Origin of the sequence: Delftia sp. 11MD, assembly GCF_050907895.1 — a bacterium.
GTDB classification, from domain to species: domain Bacteria; phylum Pseudomonadota; class Gammaproteobacteria; order Burkholderiales; family Burkholderiaceae_C; genus Comamonas; species Comamonas tsuruhatensis.
Genome location: NZ_CP194333.1, coordinates 5,070,637 through 5,090,628, shown reverse-complemented (window position 1 = coordinate 5,090,628; position 19,992 = coordinate 5,070,637). Strand labels below are relative to the sequence as shown.

At 66.8% G+C, this 19,992-nt stretch carries 19 protein-coding genes; 6 read left to right on the top strand and 13 right to left on the bottom strand.

Going from position 1 to position 19,992, the window contains the following annotated elements:
- Positions 1-39: 39 nt before the first annotated feature.
- The 5 genes from dbpA to ACRSCF_RS23250 form a co-directional block, all read right to left on the bottom strand.
- Entirely contained in the window at positions 40-1,440 is a 1,401-nt protein-coding gene (gene dbpA / locus ACRSCF_RS23270; protein WP_244386693.1) for an ATP-dependent RNA helicase DbpA, read from the bottom strand.
- A 341-nt stretch (positions 1,441-1,781) separates the two neighbouring features.
- Positions 1,782-3,458, bottom strand: coding sequence for a hypothetical protein (locus ACRSCF_RS23265; protein WP_016450329.1), 1,677 nt, complete (start codon positions 3,456-3,458; stop codon positions 1,782-1,784).
- Positions 3,459-3,704: 246 nt separating this feature from the next.
- Positions 3,705-4,139 carry a hypothetical protein gene (locus ACRSCF_RS23260; protein WP_156179906.1) on the bottom strand — a complete coding sequence of 145 codons (435 nt, stop codon included), beginning with the start codon at positions 4,137-4,139 and terminating at the stop codon, positions 3,705-3,707.
- 96 nt (positions 4,140-4,235) lie between these two features.
- Entirely contained in the window at positions 4,236-4,565 is a 330-nt protein-coding gene (locus ACRSCF_RS23255; RefSeq protein WP_158528305.1) for a hypothetical protein, read from the bottom strand.
- Between the two features lie 167 nt (positions 4,566-4,732).
- Positions 4,733-5,227 (bottom strand): hypothetical protein, encoded by a 495-nt coding sequence (locus ACRSCF_RS23250; RefSeq protein ID WP_158528306.1) that lies wholly within the window; start codon positions 5,225-5,227, stop codon positions 4,733-4,735.
- A 1,305-nt stretch (positions 5,228-6,532) separates the two neighbouring features.
- Between ACRSCF_RS23250 and ACRSCF_RS23245 the strand changes: the two genes are divergently transcribed.
- The 4 genes from ACRSCF_RS23245 (at position 6,533) to ACRSCF_RS23230 (ending at position 8,312) form a co-directional block, all read left to right on the top strand.
- Complete coding sequence (locus tag ACRSCF_RS23245) at positions 6,533-6,934, top strand: hypothetical protein (protein WP_052151792.1); 402 nt, start codon at positions 6,533-6,535, stop codon at positions 6,932-6,934.
- 25 nt (positions 6,935-6,959) lie between these two features.
- Complete coding sequence (locus ACRSCF_RS23240) at positions 6,960-7,274, top strand: ArsR/SmtB family transcription factor (protein ID WP_016454521.1); 315 nt, start codon at positions 6,960-6,962, stop codon at positions 7,272-7,274.
- On the top strand, positions 7,271-7,627 hold the full coding sequence (locus ACRSCF_RS23235; protein WP_160853285.1) for an SRPBCC family protein: 357 nt from the start codon (positions 7,271-7,273) through the stop codon (positions 7,625-7,627). Before ACRSCF_RS23240 ends, ACRSCF_RS23235 begins: the two co-directional genes overlap by 4 nt.
- Positions 7,628-7,706: 79 nt before the next feature.
- Positions 7,707-8,312, top strand: a complete 606-nt coding sequence (locus ACRSCF_RS23230; RefSeq protein ID WP_034369490.1) for an ATP-dependent Clp protease proteolytic subunit — start codon at positions 7,707-7,709, stop codon at positions 8,310-8,312.
- 257 nt (positions 8,313-8,569) lie between these two features.
- Here ACRSCF_RS23230 and ACRSCF_RS23225 read toward each other — a convergent pair whose 3' ends face one another.
- The 6 genes from ACRSCF_RS23225 to ACRSCF_RS23200 form a co-directional block, all read right to left on the bottom strand.
- On the bottom strand, positions 8,570-9,535 hold the full coding sequence (locus ACRSCF_RS23225; RefSeq protein ID WP_244386691.1) for a DNA/RNA non-specific endonuclease: 966 nt from the start codon (positions 9,533-9,535) through the stop codon (positions 8,570-8,572).
- Positions 9,536-9,675: 140 nt separating this feature from the next.
- Positions 9,676-10,887 carry an MFS transporter gene (locus tag ACRSCF_RS23220; RefSeq protein ID WP_034368009.1) on the bottom strand — a complete coding sequence of 404 codons (1,212 nt, stop codon included), beginning with the start codon at positions 10,885-10,887 and terminating at the stop codon, positions 9,676-9,678.
- A gap of 11 nt (positions 10,888-10,898) precedes the next feature.
- Complete coding sequence (locus ACRSCF_RS23215; RefSeq protein ID WP_012203978.1) at positions 10,899-11,246, bottom strand: DMT family protein; 348 nt, start codon at positions 11,244-11,246, stop codon at positions 10,899-10,901.
- A 96-nt stretch (positions 11,247-11,342) separates the two neighbouring features.
- Positions 11,343-12,011, bottom strand: coding sequence for a hypothetical protein (locus ACRSCF_RS23210; RefSeq protein ID WP_016450337.1), 669 nt, complete (start codon positions 12,009-12,011; stop codon positions 11,343-11,345).
- A 173-nt stretch (positions 12,012-12,184) separates the two neighbouring features.
- On the bottom strand, positions 12,185-13,519 hold the full coding sequence (locus tag ACRSCF_RS23205) for a sigma-54-dependent transcriptional regulator (RefSeq protein WP_034368012.1): 1,335 nt from the start codon (positions 13,517-13,519) through the stop codon (positions 12,185-12,187).
- Positions 13,504-14,841 (bottom strand): sensor histidine kinase, encoded by a 1,338-nt coding sequence (locus tag ACRSCF_RS23200; protein WP_244386689.1) that lies wholly within the window; start codon positions 14,839-14,841, stop codon positions 13,504-13,506. Before ACRSCF_RS23200 ends, ACRSCF_RS23205 begins: the two co-directional genes overlap by 16 nt.
- A 370-nt stretch (positions 14,842-15,211) precedes the next feature.
- On the opposite strand from ACRSCF_RS23200, the gene ACRSCF_RS23195 reads away from it, so the two are divergent.
- Both ACRSCF_RS23195 and ACRSCF_RS23190 read left to right on the top strand, forming a co-directional pair.
- Entirely contained in the window at positions 15,212-15,766 is a 555-nt protein-coding gene (locus ACRSCF_RS23195) for a hypothetical protein (protein ID WP_244386688.1), read from the top strand.
- A gap of 15 nt (positions 15,767-15,781) precedes the next feature.
- Entirely contained in the window at positions 15,782-17,224 is a 1,443-nt protein-coding gene (locus ACRSCF_RS23190) for an EAL domain-containing protein (RefSeq protein WP_244386686.1), read from the top strand.
- A 52-nt stretch (positions 17,225-17,276) separates the two neighbouring features.
- Here ACRSCF_RS23190 and ACRSCF_RS23185 read toward each other — a convergent pair whose 3' ends face one another.
- Positions 17,277-18,551, bottom strand: coding sequence for a glycosyltransferase (locus tag ACRSCF_RS23185; protein WP_016450342.1), 1,275 nt, complete (start codon positions 18,549-18,551; stop codon positions 17,277-17,279).
- A 33-nt stretch (positions 18,552-18,584) separates the two neighbouring features.
- A complete protein-coding gene (locus tag ACRSCF_RS23180) occupies positions 18,585-19,979 on the bottom strand; it encodes a sigma 54-interacting transcriptional regulator (RefSeq protein WP_016450343.1) in 1,395 nt (464 codons plus the stop codon).
- Positions 19,980-19,992 lie beyond the last annotated feature (13 nt).

Below are 19,992 nucleotides of genomic sequence, written 5' to 3'. Positions count from 1 at the left end.
ACCCGTTGTGGTCGTTCGTGCCTCGGCGCCTGCAACCGCTCAATCCTTGAGCAAGCGCGCCTTCACCGTTCGCCCCTTGATCTTTCCGCTATTGAGCCGGGCAACGACGTCATGCGCAATCTTGCGGTCCACGGCCACATAGGTTGCGAACTCGTTGATGTCGATCTTGCCCACTTGCTCGCGGGTGTAGCCCAGGTCTGCGGTGAGCGCGCCCAGCACATCGCCCGGGCGGATCTTGTCCTTGCGGCTGGCATTGATGTGGATGGTGGCCTTGGATGGCAGGAGCCGGCCGCCGGGAGTCGGCGTCAGCTCGTCCAGCGGGTACCAGACGGATGGGCTGCCCTGCATCTGCTCGATGTTTCCGACCGCGCCCATTTCGTCCATCGTCGCAAGACTCAGGGCCAGGCCTTTCTGGCCGGCGCGGCCTGTGCGGCCGATGCGGTGCACGTGCACTTCAGGGTCGGGCGTGATGTCCACGTTGATGACGGCGCCCAGGTTGGTCACATCCAGCCCGCGAGCCGCCACATCGGTGGCGACCAGCACGGAGCAACTGCCGTTCACGAAGCGCACCAGCACCTGGTCACGGTCACGCTGCTCCAGATCGCCGTGCAGCTCCAGCGCGCTGTAGCCCTGGGCCTGCAGCAGCTCGGCAAGGGCCCGGCAGCGCGCCTTGGTATTGCAGAAGGCCAGTGTGCTCTCGGGCCGGAAATGCTCCAGCAGGCGAGCCACCGCAGGCAGCCGCTCTTCCTTGTCCACCTCGTACCAGCGCTGCTCGATCTGCTCGCCGCTGTGCTGCGCGGCGACCTTGACCGTGACCGGGTCACGCATGAATCGCGCGGCCAGCTTGGCGATGCCTTCAGGGTAGGTTGCGGAGAACAGCAAGGTCTGGCGCTGCGGGGGGCACTGCTTGGCGACCTTGGCGATGTCATCGACGAAACCCATGTCGAGCATGCGATCCGCTTCGTCGAGCACCAAGGTGTTCAGCGAATCAAGGTTCAGATTGCCCCGGTCCAGGTGATCGATCACACGGCCGGGCGTGCCCACGATCACGTGCGCGCCGTTCTCAAGGCTCGCGTTCTGGCCGCGCAGCGGAACGCCGCCGGACAGGGTCACCACCTTGACGTTGTCTTCCGCACGCGCCAGGCGGCGAATCTCGGTCGTCACCTGATCGGCCAGCTCGCGGGTGGGGCAGAGCACCAGGCCTTGCACCGAGAAATTGCGCGTATCCAGCTTGGCCAGCAGCGCCAGGGCAAAGGCTGCGGTCTTGCCGCTGCCGGTCTTCGCCTGGGCGATCACATCCTTGCCTTCAAGCGCAGGGGGCAGGCTGGCGAGCTGAATCGCCGTCATTTCAAGGTAGCCGAGCCGCTCAAGATTGGCGAGCGTCGCAGGCGAAAGCGCAAGTTTGTCGAAGGAATGGGGGGAAGCCGAGGGTACAGTCATGGCGGCATTTTAGTTTTGGCGCTCTCAGGACCTGGGCGCGGCACGCTGGTCACTGAGAAAGAACAGGGGCTTGCTGGGCCATTGCCGGCATGTGCGAGAAGAAGGGAAGCTGGGTGTTGACGGCATGGATGGCAAGACGTCTGCCGTGGGGCTAACAGATAGCAACCAGCCTGAAGCTGCCGGCCAGCAGTCGGCTGGCGACCCATTGCGGTCTTCGAAGCAAATTCAAAAGCGGTCGTCCAGAGCACCCCAGTTTCGAAGACCTGCGGCCGCATCGGCGTAACTCAATGCAAGCCTGAAGGCTCTTGCAAACGTTGGCTGGCGAGCGGTCGGCTGGCCTACTACCGGCCGCGCTTCTCCAAAATCGCGATGAGTTCTGCGTCGACCTCGTCCGGCACTTGGTTCTGTCGATGGCGAAGTCGTTCAACCACCGTGCCGGTCGGGGGATGGCTGTCCCACGCCTCGCGGCTCCAGTCGCCCCGCAGCAAGATGTCCCAGTAGATCTCGCCTTTTGTGCTATCCACCAGATCGCCTGCGTCATCGGGGGCTGCGCCGTAGCTCAGCAGCAGCGCCGCCAGCGGTAGGCAGATCGGGCGCATCTCGCTGCCGCGACCGCACAGCAGCAGCGCGACGGCACCGAGCAGCGAGCCGCGCCAGTACAGACGCTTGTAGCGGAAGTCAGCGTCAATGCCGCTGCCCGTCAATTTGTGCAAGCACAGGCGCACAGGCATGTTGGCGTCTAACCCCTGGGCAAGCAGCCCGGCCAAGAAATCCAAGATCAACTGACCATCGCGCGCCGGGACGAAGTGTCGGTCGCCGTTCAGTGGGACGTCGGCCATGAGCGCCCGCTCCTTGGCGTCGAAAATGCCAACTAACACCTCGCGCTGAAACGCATCGGGCTCCATCCAGAACGCGGCGCTGGCACCGTTGGTGAGCAACTCATTGGCCAGGGTCAGCGGCTGGCAACCCATCGTCGGGTGGCGCATGACGTTACGCAGCAGGGAGGTGGGGCGGTCATCCCACAGCGGGGTGTCCAGATTCACCCCCGCGGCGACCAGCTCGGCAACGGTTCCTGCGTCGCGCTCCTGCCAGTACAGGCGCTCCAGGCGGCGCTGATCGCTCATGGCCGGCGGCGCAACGGAGCGCGCGCCCAGTGTCTCCAGCACGGCCAGCACGTCCAGCCGGTCCTTAAAGAAACTCACACTGTTGAAGAGAAGGCTGCCCCTCACCTGCTCCGGGTGCAGGGCCCAGCGGATCTGCGCGTTGACGTCCACGCCCTCGCGAGAGGCCAGCAAGGCCAGCAGTTCGGGATGTTCGCAGAGCGCGCGCAGCACACACTCCGAGCGCCACAGCGCCACGGGGTCGGCCTGTGGCGCCTGCACGAGCGTGCGCAGCAGTGCCGGAGTGTTCTTGCCGCCGTAGCTCTGCACAACCTCTGCGACCTCGTCGACCCAGGCCAGGCAGGCGATTAGGTCGACGTTCGCGTCCAGCAGCGCCGACACCGCCTTGCCTAGCCGGGCCTTGGCCGCATGCACCAGAAGCGGCGTGCCATCGACCACGGCATTCTTCGGTGCGCCGGCCTTGATGGCCTTGGCGAAGGCAGCCTCCTTGCCGTCCAGCAGCAGCTCCAGCAGCTCCTCCTCCTCAGTCAGCATCGGCGCCGGGAAGGCCTTGGCAGCAACCTTTTTGCCGCCTTGGTAATGCAGCGTTCGCGTTTCGCCGACCTGCCCGTACCAGATGCGCACTCGGATGTGCGTCGCGCCGGCGTCGTGCAGTGCCTGGATATGCGCCTTCTCCAATTCGTCACCGGATGAGGTGTCAATCACGAAGCGCAGCGTCTCGCCCCGCAGCGACGTACTGGTCACGAAGGGCTTCTCCCAGTCGTCGAAGCAAGCTTGCAGCGGCGCGGGCCACTGGTCGGCGAACTGGCCGACTGCGGTCTGGAGGTGACCGTGCAGCGCGGAGAGCATAAGGGCATCAGCGCCGATGCAGGTAAAGGTCAGGATGTTGGAAGACATGAGGGGGGTGTAGACAGGCGAGAAGGCGTCTGAGGCGCCATTGTGTCCAAGCTCGGTGCCCGTTAGCTTGACACTTTGTCCACACACCCATATCCAGCCTTTGCGACTTTCAATCGACGTTGCAAATTCGGCTTTAGATTTGACTATCGGATAGAAGCAATGTCCGCTCTTGGCCGGTTGACGATGTTCACTGCACAGCCCTGGATCTTGGTTGCATCAGTGATGGACGCTTGTTGACTGGCCACCTCAAATCCGCCGCCCGGTCGCTTGGCGCTCCAAGATGGCGTGGAGCAAATCGTCGACGGCAATGCGGCCCGTCGCCTCAACTTTCTTCGAGACCGCGGCCAAGTAGCATTCCCAATGCTCAGAAGGCTCTTCCCAGGGCATCTCGCGAATAGTCCACCAGCGGTCAAACACCTGAGTGGTGATGTCGTCGGAACCGAGGACGCGGCGGGCGTCGGGAGAAGAGGACAGGAACTCGTACTCACGAACGCGCGCAAGGTAGAGCAGTTTCACCGTCATGGCAACCGTCTCTTGGCACCAGGCCGACCTGTCGGCCCAGCTCCTGCTTGTCAGCACGGGCTGCAGAAGAATGTCCGCCTCAGTCGCCACGAGTACTGATGGGAAGGTGGCCAGCGCAACTGCTGATGGCTCAATCTGGAAATAGGTGGTGTGCTTCACGAGGTCCAATACCCGCGTCAAATGTCAGTTTGAAGGGGAGATTTTGCCTGTGCGGCAGGCGACCGGTTGTGGCCGTTTTGAAGCTCTAGACCTGAATCAGCCACTTGCATACTGCGATGCCTCAGGAAAGCTTCCCGTTCGCAGGTGCTCGCTTGTCACCGTGTGCGCTGCCCGCTGGAAGCGCTTACCTCCCTCATCGCCGACCATCGGCCTCAACAAGCTGGCTCGCGAGGAGACCTTGTCAATGCGAAAAAGTCCGCGTTGTTGGCCGGTGAGCATGAGGCGCCCTTTTCTACGGGGGTCATCGCCCCAGACGTCGGCGAAAAATACGTAGTCGACGTACTCACTGGTCTCTTTTTCTCGAAGAATTCCAAGCGACATCGCGTCGAGTCGCACCGCATCGCTGCTATCGGGGTCCGAGCTCATCATCGTATTTGTGGAGGCTAAGGGGAAAATGGGAGGCAGTCGCGAAGGTGCGCTTCTCGCTGACCTGCGACTGTCGCTTGCCGACCCACGGCAGCTGTCCGAGGTTCTTGGAAGCCGCTATTCAACCGAGGGGTTTGCGTTGCTTTTCGGCGTCGCCGAGCTATCGCTCAAACGCCAACCCGGCTCGCTACAAGCCGAACTGCACTGTCCAATTCGGATTGTCCTGCGCTTTTTGATTCGGCACCGATGGAGATAGCGCGACCCGCTTCAAAGATAGTAATCCCACGAAGCTCCATGCCGTTACTCAGACCGCGCGAGCTTTTCAGTTGCCAACGGCTGGCTTCCTTGCCGACGTTCGCAGTCTGATGTGAAACTGACAGTCCGCTTTCCCGTGCAGTCCTTGCGAAAGCTTGTGTTTCGGCGTCCGAAAGGCGCTTGGCAAGTTGCTCGATATCACCATCCGACGACGCGCCATGGCTGTGAACGACAACGGTAATCTCAATCTTGCCATCTGGTCCTCTGAGTCGAATTGAGCGAGGACTGGCGGAAGGCATCGCGGTCCAGCTGGTGGGTACGTCAATCTTCACGTTCTGAAGCTCGACAACTTCAGCACTGACGCTGGTTACCACCGTAAAAAGGCACAGAAAGGCTAGCGTGTACAAGCTACGTCGCATATTTCCCCGGTTTTCTTTATTTGATAGCAATTTTCTAGCTGGAGGCTAAGAGCAGGCGTCCGCTGCAGGCCCGATTTTACCCTGCCAGGGTAAATGGCTGGTTGTGGTAGAACTCGACCGACCAGAGGCATGAACAGGGACACACCGATTCTGCGGTCGCTTCGGCACAATGCAGGAAGCGCACTCAAAGGCCTCCTGACCATGCCAACAAAACACCGGTCGCTATAAGGAGGATGGTGACAAGCGCTATGCCTGCCCACCAGATGCGCGAATCACGCTTTGCACAACTTTGGCATACACGTGCTGAAGTGGCTGAACCGGGGCCTCCAGCTACACGAATAAACACGGATTGCATAGAATCCAAGTTCGCGCCGCACCGAAAGCAATTCCAGGAGGAGCTAATTCTCCTTGCTTTCCGGTGATTGCTACGGTCCCAGACGAAGACCCCGAAGAGCACTACAGCAACGAATGCAACAAAGAGGAGATCTGTACTCATGGTGCCCGGAGATGGTGTTGTACTTTGCAAGCGTGCCTATTGTTACTTGACGACAAGGTGGTCGAGCAGACTGTCAATTTCTTCGCCTGTATGACCCTTGCCGTCTCCCGCCATATCCCAGTGCCAAATGGCTTGGACTTCGGGTGTTGCAATGTCCTGAAATATGTCTACCGCAACCCATGCAACATCAGTGCGTTCAAGCTGAAAGCGCCGTGCGATAGCTCGTAAGGCGACTGAGGGCCGACCTGCTGTTAGCTCTGAGCGGGCGGTGGCTAGAATCTCTGGCGTCACTTCGAACATATGGGTCTTAGGATACTCGGGCTGAGGGCTGAGGGCTGAGGGCTGAGGGCTGAGGGCTGAGGGCTGAGGGCTGAGGGCTGAGGGCTGAGGGCTGACCGGCTGCTTCTGGCCGTTTGCCGTCATCCGAGAAGAACAGCCTCCCATGGCGATATCGATACGCAGTCAGTGATCTCTTGCCGCTTAATCCTGCCAACATGCCGTCATCGGGGCTGCAGTTGGTTCGCCCCTGCCGCCCAGCCACCAACCCCAACACAGCTTTTTCGCCTGCGCCCGACCGCCGCGAGCAAGCTTGCTCCACGCCAGGATCACTTCGGCAAGATCATCGTCCTCGCAGTAAAAGTAGGCAGTCGGCACTCCGAGGATTTGCGCAATCCGGTGAGACTTTTCCACGGGTGGCCGCCATCGTCGTATCCAAGCCGAAGACAACCATCCTGGCTCGGCTTCCGTTCTACGAATTCCGTAGAGACGCCCCTCGCCGATTCAACGAGCATCGCAGGATGCCTCATCATCCCGATCCCTCAACGGCTGCTTCTGCCGCGCCTCGGCTCGACGACCTCGCCATCGACGCCGTTCTGCACATGGGCGCCGCGCTGGATGTGCTGGACCTGCACGCTCGCCACAAGGTCACGGCCATCAATTGCGTGTGCCGCGATCTGCTGCGCATCTACTACGTGAAGGCCGATCAGGCGCAGTCGCTGGAGCCTGAGGACAAGGAACTGCTGGGCCTGCTGCACGACACGGCGGTGGACCTGGGCTATGCCATCGAGGTGGTGGACCATCTGAATGGCGACGAGGCCGACGACCCCATCCTCTATGCCGTGAGCTATCTGCTCAAGGCGGCCAAGCGGTTTGCGGATGAGGGCGTGGCGGCGGGATTGGCGTGCGGGGCTTGCGTTTGAAATAAGTGGTTGCTAAAGTGTCGCCATGCCCGAGAACGACATCTTCAAGGCCCTGGCCGACCCTACGCGCCGCTCCATCTTCGAGAAGCTGGCCGCTGGCAGCATGCATGCCAGCGCGCTGCGCGAGGGGATGGACATCAGCCAGTCGGCCATGTCCCAGCATCTGGCCGTGCTGCGCAACGCGGGGCTGGTGAGCGAGCAGCGCCAGGGGCGCTTCATGCATTACGAGGTCGATCCCGAAGGGCTGGCGCAGATTGCGGGCTGGCTGGCGAAGTACCGCGCCTACTGGCCGCAGCGCGTGGATGCACTCAAGGGCCTGCTCAAGGACATGGACCAATGAACAAGATGAGCGATATGGACACCGACGATGCGGCCCGCGAGCTGGTGCAGGAGTACGCGCTGGACGCTCCGCCCGAGAAGGTCTGGCGCGCCCTGAGCATTCCCGAGCTGCGCGCGCAGTGGCTGCCGGGCACCGAGCATGCCGAGCCTTTGCGGCAGGTGCCGCAGCAGGAACTGCGCCTGCGGCTGCGCGAGGCGGAGCCTCCCTTTCTTGAAAGCACGGTGGACCTGCAGATCAGCCCCGGCGCCGATGGCGGCACGCTGCTGCGCATCGTCCATGTGCTGACCGATGCGCGGGTGCAGCCGGCCAGGGAGGCGGCCAACGACGGCGGCTTCCTGATGTACGCGACCTGAAACCCTGCCCGGGCAACGGGGCACGCGGCGCAGGGCCGCAGCCCTTTCTTTTTTCACCACCACACACAGGAGTTCGCCCATGCGCGAATCGATGATGCTCGTCCCCATGGTTGTCGAACAGTCGGCGCGCGGAGAGCGGTCCTTCGACATCTACTCGCGCCTGCTGCGCGACCGCGTGATCTTTCTCAACGGCGAGGTCAACGACGCGGTCTCTGCCCTGGTCTGCGCGCAACTGTTGTTCCTGGAGGCGGAGAACCCGGACAAGCCCATTCACCTCTACATCAACTCGCCGGGCGGGGTGATCACCAGCGGGCTGGCCATGTACGACACCATGCAATTCATCAAGTCACCCGTGCACACGCTGTGCATGGGCACGGCGCGCTCCATGGGCTCCTTCCTGCTCATGGCCGGCGAGCCCGGCCACCGCATGGCCCTGCCCAACGCCAGCCTGCACGTGCACCAGCCGCTGGGCGGCGTGCAGGGCCAGGCCTCGGACATCCGCATCCATGCCGAGGAAATGCTGCGCACCAAGGATCGCGTGACACGCCTGTACGCCCAGCACTGCGGCCGCAGCTACGAAGAGGTGGAACGCGACCTGGACCGCGACCGCTTCATGACCGCAGAAGAAGCCCGCGAATGGGGCCTGATAGACAAGGTTCTGGACCGGCGCACAGTAACCCTCTGAGCCGCAGCGCCAGCAGCGCGCAGCGCGCCACTTCTCCACCCCCCGCAACCGCCACGACGCAGGTTGCCCGCAGCGAAGCGGAGGGTCGCGGACATTCGGGTCGCCTTTGCTTTGCCTACTTTCCTTCGGCCGGCGTACCGGTGGCGAAACAAAGGAAAGTAGGTCGGCCGCCGGGCCGAGACCCGGCCTCGAAAAACAACCCCCCGGCAGGGTCAAAAACAGGACCCCCACCCCACGCCAGCAACCAGCGCGAAACGCTAACCCCGCCCCCTCATCACCCCCGCCAACAACGGCATCCCCGTCCTCCGAGTGAACTCCTCATAACTGATGGGCGCACTCATCCGCGTATCCGGGCTATTGGCCTGCCAGTGCGCCCAGGCACGCCCCGTGCTCGCGTCGTAGACCAGCTTGAAGATATGGCTGGGCACATGGACCTTGCCCGGCCCGATGGTCAGCGGCTGGCCGTCGAACACCGGCCCGGTGAAGACGTAGACATCGCCCTTGGCGCGCTGGGCGTAGCGGCGCGTGTCCTGCTCGACCTTGCTCCAGACGCCGCCGTTGTGGGTCTGGTCCTGGGGAACCATGTTGGCCAGGCTGAAGCTCTGGGCCATGGCCTCGGGCGAGTACATGTCGCCGGCCGGCGCCATGTGGCCGCGCGAGTAGCCGGAGCGGCGGTAGTCGTCCAGTTCGGCACGCTCGGCGCGGGGCAGGCGGGCATCGGCATAGAACTTGTCGCTGCGCTTGAGGCCCTGGCCCTGCTCCAGCAACTGGCGGTTCAGGCGCTCCACCACGAAGACGGGCGTCTTGGTCTGTCCGCTGTGCAGCACGGCGAAGGCGCTGAAGCACAGCTCGCGCTGAAGGGGCTGGACCTGCAGGGCAGGGGGCTCGCCACCGGGGAAGAAATCGCGGCAGTGCGAAAAGCCCGTGGCCAGGCTGCCGGCAGGCGGGCTGCCACCACCGGAGGCCGTGCCCGAACCTGTCTCCGGCTGCTTGCGCAGGTGCTCCAGCCCGGGGATGGGCAGGGTGGACAGCAGGGGCGGCTCGAGCAGCTTGGGATGCCAGTTCGGGTCCAGGCTGCAGCTGGCGATCTGGAAGGTGCCCGCTGCCGCCACCACGGCGGCGATCACGGAGCGCCACAGTCCGCTGCGGCCGGAGGCTTTCTTCTTGGAGGCGGGGGAGGAACTGCGCTTGCGCGCGGAAGGCTTCTTGTTCTTGACTGTCATTCGGGGGCGGCAGGCGCTGGCCGCAGGGAGGCAAGTCCGCAATGGCGCGGGTTCTGGTTCGGATCCTAGGAATTCTCCTATGTTTCCAGGCCTCCAAATGTGTCCAGGTGCTCCGAAAGCGAGCCGTGCGCTGCCGGTCCTCAGGCCTTGGGCTGGAGACGGGCCGTCCGGTGTTCGGACGGCGCGCCGAACCAGCACAGCGCCAGCGCCAGCACCGCGATGCCGCCCAGCGAAAGAAAGGCCGCATCAAAGCCGAAGCGCTGCGCGATCCAGCCCGCCAGTGCCGGGCTGGCGGCCGCGCCCAGGCCCTGCAGCGTCATCACGGCGCCCAGGCCTGCGTTGACGTGGCCGGTGCCGCGCAGCGTCTGCGCGACCAGGCCCGGCAGGGCAACGCCCAGCAGCCCGGCGCCCACGCCGTCCAGCACCTGCACGGGGATCAGCGCCCAGTCGGAGTCCCAGGTGGCGGCGACCAGGCCGCGCAGCGGCAGCGACAGCAGGGCCGCCTTGACCAGCAGCCAGTAGCCGCCGCGCTGGGCGTGGCGCCCGGCGAGCAGGGCCATGGGGATCATGACCAGTTGCGCCACGATGATGGTCAGCGCCGTGAAGCCGCTGGGGTTGGCATGGCCGCGCGCCACGGCGGCCTGGCCCAGCAGCGGCAGCATGGCGGCATTGCCCAGGTGGAACAGCAGCATGGCCACGGCCAGCACCCGCAGCGCCGGCGTGCCCGTGAGCACGTGCATCAGGCCGGGTGCGCAAGGCCCGGCCTGCTCTGGGGGCGGCGTGCCTTGCGGGGTTTCATCAAGCCGCATCAGCGCCAGGCAGGCCAGCGATGCGCCGCCCATCAGGGCCATGAGCACGAAGACGGAAGGCAGTCCCCAGCGCAGGCCCATGGCCCCCGCCAGTGCGGCCGTGGCCACGTTGCCGGCGTGGTTCCAGGCTTCGTTGATGCCCAGTTGCCGGGGCAGGTCCGCATGGCCGGTGATCTGCAGCGTGATGCCCAGCAGGCAGGGGGCGATCAGGGCCGCGACCACGCCGGTGATGACCTGCGATGCCGCCGTCACGGCCAGCGATGGTGCGATCCAGATGGCCAGGTTGCCCGCCAGCAGCAGGGCGATGGCCGCTGCCAGCAGCCTGCGCTTGCGGCGCGAGGCATCGACCAGCGCGCCCAGCGGCGTGGTGGCCAGCATGCCCGTGATGCCGCTCAGGGCCATGACGTAGCCGATGTCGTCCAGCCGCCAGCCCTGGGCGAGCAGGAAGACGCCCAGGAAGGGGCCCAGGCCGTCGCGCACATCGGCCAGGAAGAAGTGGAGCCCCGGCAGCCAGCGCCGCGCATGGTGGTGTGTGCGGTGCATGGCGGCTTCCTTCAGCGCAAGGGGCCCTTGAACACGAAGAAGGCGCCCAGGCAGATGAAGCCGAAGCCCACCAGGTGGTTGAGGGTGAGCTTCTCGCCCAGGTAGAGCACGGAGAAGACGGCGAACACCACCAGCGTGATCACCTCCTGGATGGTCTTGAGCTCGGCCGCGCTGTAGACCTCATGGCCGAGCCGGTTGGCAGGCACGGCGAAGCAGTACTCGGCCAGCGCGATCAGCCAGCTCACCAGGATGACGAGGTACAGCGGCCGGTTCTCGAACTTCAGGTGCCCGTACCAGGCGAAGGTCATGAAGACGTTGGAGATCAGCAGCAGCAGGACGGGGGCGATCTTGGGGGACATGGCGGGCTCGGTGAAAGCGGGAGAGCAGGGCAGCAGGGAAGCAGGAAACCAGGAAGGGGCAGGAACCCGCCCGGCCCCGGTGGCCGGGCGATGGCGTCAGCGCGCGCGGTCGTACAGCGGCTGCAGGTCCGACAGGCTCGCACCCATGCTGATGGCCTCCAGCGAGGTGCCGTGCGCGTTGCGCGTGCCCAGGCCCGAGGCGGCAAGAAGCTGGCCCTGCTGCAACGGCTGCTGCAGCGCATGGGGGGCAAAGCGCACGATGGCGCCGTCGGACAGGATGACGCCGTTGGCATCGCCGCGCGGGCCGGTGAGAACGGCCTCGATGCGGCCCTGGGCCTGCTGCGTCTGCAGTCCGGCCATGCGCAGGTGCGGGGGCATGGGGCGGGCGCGGCCGGGCTCCGGTGGCTGGTCATACACGGTCTGGCCGGTGGCGGTGTTCACGATGGCGTCGGCCTTGACCGCACCACCGGCTTCGCTGCGGCCGATGATGCGCACCGTGTCGCCCACCTTCACGGCGGTCGTCAGCGCATCGGCCATGTGGGGCGGGAACCGGACCACCGTGCCGTCGGTCAGGCGCAACCCGTCCACTTCCCCGTAAGGGTTGGTGAGCAGCCGGGCGACTGGGCTCTCGAGCACGGCCTGCGCGTGCGGCATGGCCGCGTGGGGCGCGCCAGGGCCGTGGGCAGGCAGGGGCGGGGCGGCATGCGCGTTCAGTGCGCTGGCACCCAGCCACAGGGCGGCGGAAGAAAGGGTGAGACGGGTCATGATGGCTCCTGGGTTGGCGATGGACATGCACAGTCCAATGCAAGCGCCATGCCATCCGGAAACCTCATGAAATCAAGGGCTTGCGGTCGCTGATGCGGGCCATGTGTCCGAGATGGCGACAGGGGGTGTCACCCATCCGGACACCGCAGGCGGCGCCTGTGCCCGCTGCTGCCTCAACCCAGGCCGAACTCCGCCAGCTTGCGGTACAGCTGCTGGCGCGACAGGCCCAGGCGGCGTGCGGCCTCGGCACGGTTGCCCATGGTTGCGGCCAGGGCGCGCGTGACCATTTCACGTTCCAGCTGGGCGACGGCGGGGGCCAGCGGCCCGTTCCAGTCGATGGCGGGGCCGTTCGCCGCCGCAGGCTGCAGGCCGATGTGCTCCGGCCCGATGACCGGCCCGGGGCACAGCAGGGCCGCGCGCTCCATGGCGTTGCGCAGCTCGCGCACGTTGCCGGGCCAGTCGTGCGCCAGCAGCAGGCGCGCGGCGTCGGCCCCCAGGCGCTTGGGCGAGGCGCCGCCGCCTTGGCGCAGAAAATGCTCGGCCAGCAGCAGCACGTCGCCCAGGCGCTCGCGCAGCGGCGGCAGGTGCACGGGCACGACCTGGAGCCGATACCAGAGATCCTCGCGAAAGCGACCCTGCCTGACGGCGTCCGGCAGGTCGCGGTGCGTGGCCGCGATGATGCGCACGTTCACGGGCAGCGCCCGGCTGGCGCCCACGGGCGTGATCTCGCGCTCCTGCAGCGCCCGGAGGATCTTGGCCTGCGTGGGCAGCGGCATGTCGCCCACTTCATCGAGGAACAGCGTGCCGCCCTGCGCCTCGCGAAAGCGCCCGGCGCGGTCGCTGACGGCGCCCGTGAAGGCGCCCTTCACATGGCCGAAGAGTTCGCTTTCCATCAGGTCTGCCGGAATGGCGGCGCAGTTGACGGCCACGAAGGGGCGTTCCGCCCGGGCGCTGTTGCGGTGCAGGGCGCGTGCCACCAGTTCCTTGCCCGTGCCGGTCTCGCCCAGCACCAGCACGGTGGCGTCGCTGTCCGCCGCCAGGCCGATGCGCTTGAAGACCTGCCGCATGGCCTCGCTGCCGCTGACCAGTTCACCATCGTCATGCATCTGCGGCTGGCCGGCTTGGCCGTCCCCGCAGTCCTGGGCCGGCCCTGCGCCTTGCAGCGCGCGGTCCAGGGCCTCAACCAGGGCGGTGCGGGCGATGGGTTTGGTCAGGTGGTCGAAGGCGCCCAGGCGCATGGCCTCGATGGTGTTGCCGCCGCTGGCGTAGGCCGTGAGCATGATGCAGGGCGCCCGCGAGAGGCCGCGGGCCTTGCGCAGGAAGGCCAGGCCGTCCTCGCCCGGCATGCGCAGGTCCACGATGGCCGCATCCACGGACCCGGCCTGCAGGATCTGCAGCCCCGCCGCCACGGTCGGGGCCTGGCTGACCCCATGGCCCAGGTCTCCGAGCATCTCGGCCAGGCTTTCACGGAAGGCCGTGTCGTCGTCCACGATCAGGATGCGGGCCATGGAAATTCCATTTCTATGCGGGTGCCTTGTGCAGTCTTGGCCAGGGCGATCCGGCCGCCGTGGGCCTGGACGATTTCGCGCACCAGCGCCAATCCCAGCCCGGTGCCGCCGGGGCGTGCGGTGGTGAAGGGCTCGAACAGCGTGTCGCGCAGTTCGGCCGCGATGCCGGTGCCGTCATCGGCAATCCACAGCCGCAGGCAGCCTTTGGCGTCCCGGTCCGCGCCCAGTTCCACCCGGCCGCCGTCCGCCGTGTGCGCCAGGGCGTTGAGCAGCAGATTGTCCAGCGCGCGGGCCATCTGTGCGGGGTCCAGCAGCGGGCGGCGCCCTTCCCGCAGGTCCCCGGCAAGGCCGGCGGACACCGCCGTTGCCAGCTGCACGCCGCTGGCCTGGGCCATTTCTGCATGGGCCTGGAGCCTTTCGTCCAGCAGCTGCTGCAGGTCCACGGGCTCCGGGTGCACGCGGAAGGGCTGGGTCAAGGCCAGCAGGCTCGATACCAGGTCTTCCAGGCGCGCGGTCTGTGCCAGCACGGCCTCCAGGGCGCCCTGGCTGCGGGCCTGCCGCAGTGGCTCGGGCGCGGCCAGGGCGTTCTCGGCCTTCATGCGCATGGTGCCCAGCGGGTTGCGGATCTCGTGCGCCAGGCCTGCCGACAGCCGGCCCAGGGTGGCCAGCCGTTCGGCGCCGAGCAGTTGCTGCTCCATCTGTGCCGACTGCCGCTGCCAGCGCCGCAGCATTCTGCCCAGCCACAGGCCCGAGACCAGGACCATGCCCAGCAGCAGGCTGACGGCAAGGATGAGGGGGTTGACCACGTCGGCGCTGATCAGGGGGACGCGCATCAGCGTCCAGGCCACCAGGGCGGGCGCATCGGCCTGGGCCGGGCAGGCGGCAAAGACCACCGCCTCGCGCAGGCCGGGGCGCAGGTCGGTCACCAGCCCGGCGCTGTCCCGTGCGCGCTGGGCGGTGGAGGCGATGCGCTCCATCTCCGCACTGGGCGCATCGCGCTTGATGCCGGAGCCGTCATAGGTGGGAAACGCATAGGCCACCACGCCGGGGCCCTCGCGCCAGAAGCCGCCCTCCATGCCGGGGCGCTCGCGCAGCGCCAGGTCCAGCACGGCCTGCGCGGCGGACCGGGCCTGGGCAGATGGCGTATCTGCCGTCAGCCCCGCCAGCCCCATGCGCGCGGCCCCGGCCTGCAGCGCGCTGCAGCTGACGCCTGCGGCGTCGCGGGCGCGGGCAATCTGCGGTTCGGTGCCCTGCCGGGTCAACAGCAACAGCAGCCACGCCAGCACCAGGGCGACGGCCGAGATGGTGAGCCAGAGGATCACCAGATCCCGTTGGATGGACTTTTGCGGGGACAGGGCCGGCTCCTGAAGTGATGCGCTGGAACATACACCGAAAGGGGGGGGCCGCGCCTGGCAGCCAGGGCAGCGTCGTCCTGCGCGGCCGCCGTGAAAGTAACGCCGTGGCGTGCCGGCGTTACGTGACATCGCACGTAACGCCGCAGGGTGACACGGTGGTGGCTGTGCTTGGGTGCCCAAATAAATCAATAGGTTACAGATGGCTTTGCGTCGGATGAAGACGCCCAGGCCCATGGCACGCTTGTTGCAACAGGATGCAAAAAGCTTGTCGCAGTGTCTGGAAAACCGTGTGCTGCGCCGGCCGCCCCATTGATCGCTGTCTTTCGGAGGAGAAACCATGGCCGCTGTCTCGTTGTCGTTTGCAGGCATGCCCCTGCCGCGACTGCGCGCCTACCCGGAAAGGGCGCGCAGCAAGCCGTTGAACGTGCCCGCGTCGTTTGCGTCTGCCGCCGTGCCGCGCGCCGCTGCGCGCGAGGCGGGCGACGGAAGCCCCCATGCGCAGGTGGCGCAGGCGGCGCCGGTGGCGCTGCTCATGCGGGTGAGCGAGGGCGTGCGCATCGTGCGGCGCAGCGATGTGATCGTGGCGCAGGCCGGCGCCTTGCTGCAGCAGGGCGACCGGGTCATCGTGCCGCAGCAGGGCAGCGCGCAGGCGGTGTTCCAGGAGCAGGACGGGCAGGCGCTGCTGGGCAGCTTTGCCGGCGGAACGGATGCCACGCTGGCGTATTTCAGCCGCAAGGCGGATGCCTGCTCGGTGGTCTTTGACCTGATGGCCGGCCATGTGGACCTGGCGCTGTCGGCCGTGGATGCCGGCATGCTCGGCGGCGGGCCGGCCGGCCGGGGGCGCAGGGCGATCGGATTTCACTGCTATTCACAACCCATTGCAGGCCGTTGAACGAAGGCGCTCACCATGCACGACATCATCGAACCCTCGCACAGCGACATGCCCCTGGATCTGGCCATCTGGCTGCCGCCCCTGCAGGCCTGGCGCAGCGTCTATGGCAACGGTTTCTGCGACGAGGCCATGCAGGCCTGCATGGACCGGCTCAAGGGCCTGGGCATCGATGCCCAATCGCTGGAGCGCGCGGGCGATACGCTGCTGGTTCGCGGGTTCGACCCCCGCACGCTGGCCGACACGGTGCTGCCCGGCCATCATGCCCGGCATGGCTGGATGCATGCGCTGGAGTCCGCCCTGGTGAGCGAGCCCGTGGTGCACGGCTCGCGCCAGGCCTATCTGCGGGCCGAGGTGCAGGCGCTGGGCTGCGTCTCCTTCGCGGGGCTGCACGAGATACGCGGCAAGGGCCACGCCACGGCGTGCGGCCAGGACATGGCGGTGCGCAGAATGCCCGCCAGGCTCGTCAAGGGCTACCAGGCCGACATGCAGCTGGCGGGCCGCCTGCTGGACGATCTGCGGCTGGGCCATCTGGCGCTGGCATTCCAGCCCGTGACGCTGCTGGAGCCCGGGGGCATGGCAGGAGGAGGCAGTGGGACCGGCACGGGCCGCACGCTCTACCACGAGTGCCTGCTGCGCCGCAGCGTGTTCTCTGCCTACGACAACTATGCCGTGCCCCATGCCATCGAGGCGCTGGAGCGGCTGGGCCTGGCCGCGCGGCTGGACCGCAGCGTGCTGTGGTCGGTGATAGGGGCGCTGGAGATGAAGACCGGCCACAGCCTGGGCTGCAATCTGTCGGCCGCCTCGTTCTGCGACGAGGCCTGGTGGGAAGGCGTGTTCGACTATCTGGAGGAGCGGCCGGAGATCGCCCAGCGCCTGGTGCTGGAGATCACCGAGACCGGTGTCTTCCCCTGCGAGAAGGCCGCGCTGGGCCTGGTGCGGCACCTGCAGATCCTGGGCGTGCGCGTGGCGCTGGACGATATCGTTCCCCGGCGCGGCGGCCTGGACATCCTGGGCAAGCTGCGCGCCAACATCGTCAAGATCGACAAGTCCGTGCTGGACCAGAGCCTGCAGGCCCGGCCGTCGGCCCGGATGCTGCAGGGCCTGATCAGCCTGTGCGCCGACCGCGGCGCCTGCGTGATCGTGGAAGGCGTGGAGTCCGCCCAGGGCATGGAGGCCGTGGCGCTTGCGGGGGCCCATGGCGTGCAGGGGTTTTTCATAGCCCGGCCATCGCTGCATGGGCTGCTCGACCAGGTGGTGTGCGTGGCCGATGTGCTGGAGGTGCTGCAGGCGTCCGAGGCGCAGGAGGGCGACGCGCTGGACATGGCACTGAGCATGGCCCTGAGCTGGAGTGGCATGGACCGCGTGACGGCTCTTTCGGCTGCCGACGGCGGGACTGGCGGGGCCGTCGGCGCTGTCGGCGCTGTCGGGGCCCCTGCATCGGCGCTGTCCGCCGCCTAGGCGCGCAAGGGCCCGCACCTGAACGCAGGCCGGGGCCGGCCCGCGCTGCACCTTACTCCAGCATCAGCGGGCTCGCCCTGCGCCGCGCCATGGCCAGGCGGAACAGGTCCATGAAGCGCGGTGCCACGTTGGAGATGTGAAAGCGCTTGCCCGTCTCGCGCGCGGCCCGGCTGTAGCGCTGGCGCCGGGCCGGGTCGTCGCGCAGCTGGCGGATGGCGCCGATCCAGGCGTCGTCGCTGTCGGGCAGCAGCAGGCCGTTGACATCGTTTTGCACCAGCTCCGGCACAAAGCCCCAGTTCGAGCCGATCACGCAGCCGCCGCGCGCCAGGATCTCCATCAATCCCCAGTTGGCCACGCCGTAGCGCAACGGGTAGAGGAACAGGTCCACCGAGGCCAGGGTGCGCGCGAACTCGTCGTACGGCAGCTTGCCCGGGAACTCCACCACCTGTGCGGCCGGGTGGATCTGCAGCAGATGGTCGCGGAAACTGGCCACCTTGCCCTGGTAGCGGCGCTCCACCCATTGCTGTTCGTAACCATAGGTCACGGCCGTGGGGTCGCCCAGGGCGATGAAGCGCATCTGCTGGCCATCGCCCTCGCGCACCAGGCGGTCGACCAGGCGCATGAAGGTCTCGAAGCCCTTGGAGCTGGACAGGTCGCGCGATGAGAAGGCCACGGTGAAGCGCGCGTCCTGGCGCGGCACCGGCTCGGCCTGCTCGTCAGGGGCCTGGATGTCGAAACCCTCGAACTGCACGGCCACGCGCTCCTGCAGCAGCGGCGGGAACAGCGAGCGCGCATGGGCGCTGGGCGCGATGGTCAGGTCGCTGCACAGCACCTGGTGGTAGTGCAGCATTTCCATGTTGCGGTCGGCCAGGCGCTGGGACAGGTCGGGCGGGTAGTCGGGCTCGTTGCCGTGCACGCGGTAGCTGGGGAATTCGATGTAGCTGACGATGGCGGCATCGATCTCGCCGTACAGCAGGTTGGGCGCGGCCCACAGCGAGTGGGCGACCACCACGTCGATGCGCTTGCCCTTTTCCTTCTCGAAGGCCTGCAGGCCCTGCAGCAGGCCGCGGCCTATGCGCGCCGAGCGCTCCACCTTGCTGGAGTAGTAGTAGCTTTGCGGGCCGACGATGTCGCCATCGGGCCGGAACGACAGCAGGTGGTCGCACTGGCTGGCGTAGTTCTCGGCATGGCCGGGCATGGTCATGAACCAGCTGTCGGCCGCGCCGCTGGCGCGAAGGTGGCTGCACAGCAGGCTGTACTGGCTGGGGTAGACGGCGCTGACGAAGATGATGACCGGCTTGTCCTGCATGTTCGTGGAGGTCTCCATGGCGTGGGGGATGGGATGTGTCGGAGGGCGTGCTCAGCCCGGCACGGGCACTTCGGGCTCGCCGTCGCTGATCTGGTACTTGCGCATCTTTTCCCAGAGCACCTTGCGGCTGATGCCCAGGTGCTGGGCCGTGTTCTGGCGCTTCCAGTCATTGGTGTTGAGCGCCGCGATGATGCGGTTGCGCTCGTCCATGTCCCAGTTGCTGCGGTCGGCCAGCAGGGGCTCGGCGGCGCCGGCGTCCGGCGGGAAGGTGGTGGCCGACAGGGCCTGGGCGTGCTGCAGGATGCGCTGCGTGGCGCCGTCGGCGTTCCAGTCGCGCGTCTGGCGGGCGGCCACGCCGATGCGCTCGGCCAGGTTGCGCAGCTCGCGCACATTGCCGGGGAAGTACATCTGGGCCACGGCGTCGAGGATGAAGAAGGGCGGCTCGCCCAGCTCCTTCATCGTGGCCTCGCCCACCACCTTGTGCAGGATGGCGTGGAAGATGGCCAGCTTGTCGGCCTCGCCGCGCTCCTCCAGGCTGGGGATCTGCAGCTCGATCACGGCCAGGCGGAAGAACAGGTCGGCGCGAAAGCGTCCCTCGCGCACCAGCCCGCGCAGCGGCTTGTTGGTGGCCGCCACCAGCCGGAAATCCAGCCGCACGGCGGCGGCCGACCCCAGCCGCGTGATGGCGCGCTCTTCCAGCACGCGCAGCAGCTTGACCTGCTGGTACAGCGGCAGGTCCGCGATCTCGTCCAGGAACAGCGTGCCGCCGTTGGCCTGCTCCAGATAGCCCTTGTGGGCATTGACCGCGCCCGTGAACGAGCCCTTGGCGTGGCCGAAGAACAGGGACTCGAACAGCCCGTCCGGGATGGCGCCGCAGTTGACCACCACGAAGGGGCCCTGGCCGTAGCGGTTGTTGCGCTCGTGCAGCCGCTCGGCAATGCGCTCCTTGCCCACGCCGGTCTCGCCGATGATGAGCACGCTGTGCTCGCAGTCGGCAAAGGTGTCCACGTCGCGCAGCAGGCGCTGCATGCAGTCGGCCACGGCGATGATGTCCTCCGAGCGCTGCACCTGGCGCTGGTTGCTCTGCATGCGCCGCAGTATGCGCACCAGCATGGCCCGCAGCTCGGCCCCCGTGAAGTCGAAGGGCAGCACATGCGAGTACTCCATGGCATAGGTGCCGGCGTTGGCGTCGCGCTGCTTGGCGCTGACCCACAGCACGGGCATGCCGAAGGTGCCCTCCACGCCCTGGCGCGTGAAGCGCGCGCCCTCCAGCACCGAGACGCTGACCACGGCGATCGCATTGCCCAGCTCGCTGGTGTCGGCGGGCAGGGTCAGCCCGTCGGCGCGCACCACGTCCACGCCCAGGTTGAGCACGCAGCGCTCCACCCGCTCGGCGATGTCGGCCTGGCCTTCCCAGACATAGATGACGAGCTCGTCCAGATTCACGTTGCATTCCCTC

Bases quoted from the DNA above. Each gene is read 5' to 3' on its own strand.
- dbpA (WP_244386693.1), bottom strand. From the start codon at position 1,440: ATGACTGTACCCTCGGCTTCCCCCCATTCCTTCGACAAACTTGCGCTT.
- ACRSCF_RS23265 (WP_016450329.1), bottom strand. From the start codon at position 3,458: ATGTCTTCCAACATCCTGACCTTTACCTGCATCGGCGCTGATGCCCTT.
- ACRSCF_RS23255 (WP_158528305.1), bottom strand. From the start codon at position 4,565: ATGAGCTCGGACCCCGATAGCAGCGATGCGGTGCGACTCGACGCGATG.
- ACRSCF_RS23245 (WP_052151792.1), top strand. From the start codon at position 6,533: ATGCCTCATCATCCCGATCCCTCAACGGCTGCTTCTGCCGCGCCTCGG.
- ACRSCF_RS23240 (WP_016454521.1), top strand. From the start codon at position 6,960: ATGCCCGAGAACGACATCTTCAAGGCCCTGGCCGACCCTACGCGCCGC.
- ACRSCF_RS23235 (WP_160853285.1), top strand. From the start codon at position 7,271: ATGAACAAGATGAGCGATATGGACACCGACGATGCGGCCCGCGAGCTG.
- ACRSCF_RS23230 (WP_034369490.1), top strand. From the start codon at position 7,707: ATGCGCGAATCGATGATGCTCGTCCCCATGGTTGTCGAACAGTCGGCG.
- ACRSCF_RS23225 (WP_244386691.1), bottom strand. From the start codon at position 9,535: ATGACAGTCAAGAACAAGAAGCCTTCCGCGCGCAAGCGCAGTTCCTCC.
- ACRSCF_RS23220 (WP_034368009.1), bottom strand. From the start codon at position 10,887: ATGCACCGCACACACCACCATGCGCGGCGCTGGCTGCCGGGGCTCCAC.
- ACRSCF_RS23215 (WP_012203978.1), bottom strand. From the start codon at position 11,246: ATGTCCCCCAAGATCGCCCCCGTCCTGCTGCTGCTGATCTCCAACGTC.
- ACRSCF_RS23210 (WP_016450337.1), bottom strand. From the start codon at position 12,011: ATGACCCGTCTCACCCTTTCTTCCGCCGCCCTGTGGCTGGGTGCCAGC.
- ACRSCF_RS23205 (WP_034368012.1), bottom strand. From the start codon at position 13,519: ATGGCCCGCATCCTGATCGTGGACGACGACACGGCCTTCCGTGAAAGC.
- ACRSCF_RS23195 (WP_244386688.1), top strand. From the start codon at position 15,212: ATGGCCGCTGTCTCGTTGTCGTTTGCAGGCATGCCCCTGCCGCGACTG.
- ACRSCF_RS23190 (WP_244386686.1), top strand. From the start codon at position 15,782: ATGCACGACATCATCGAACCCTCGCACAGCGACATGCCCCTGGATCTG.
- ACRSCF_RS23185 (WP_016450342.1), bottom strand. From the start codon at position 18,551: ATGGAGACCTCCACGAACATGCAGGACAAGCCGGTCATCATCTTCGTC.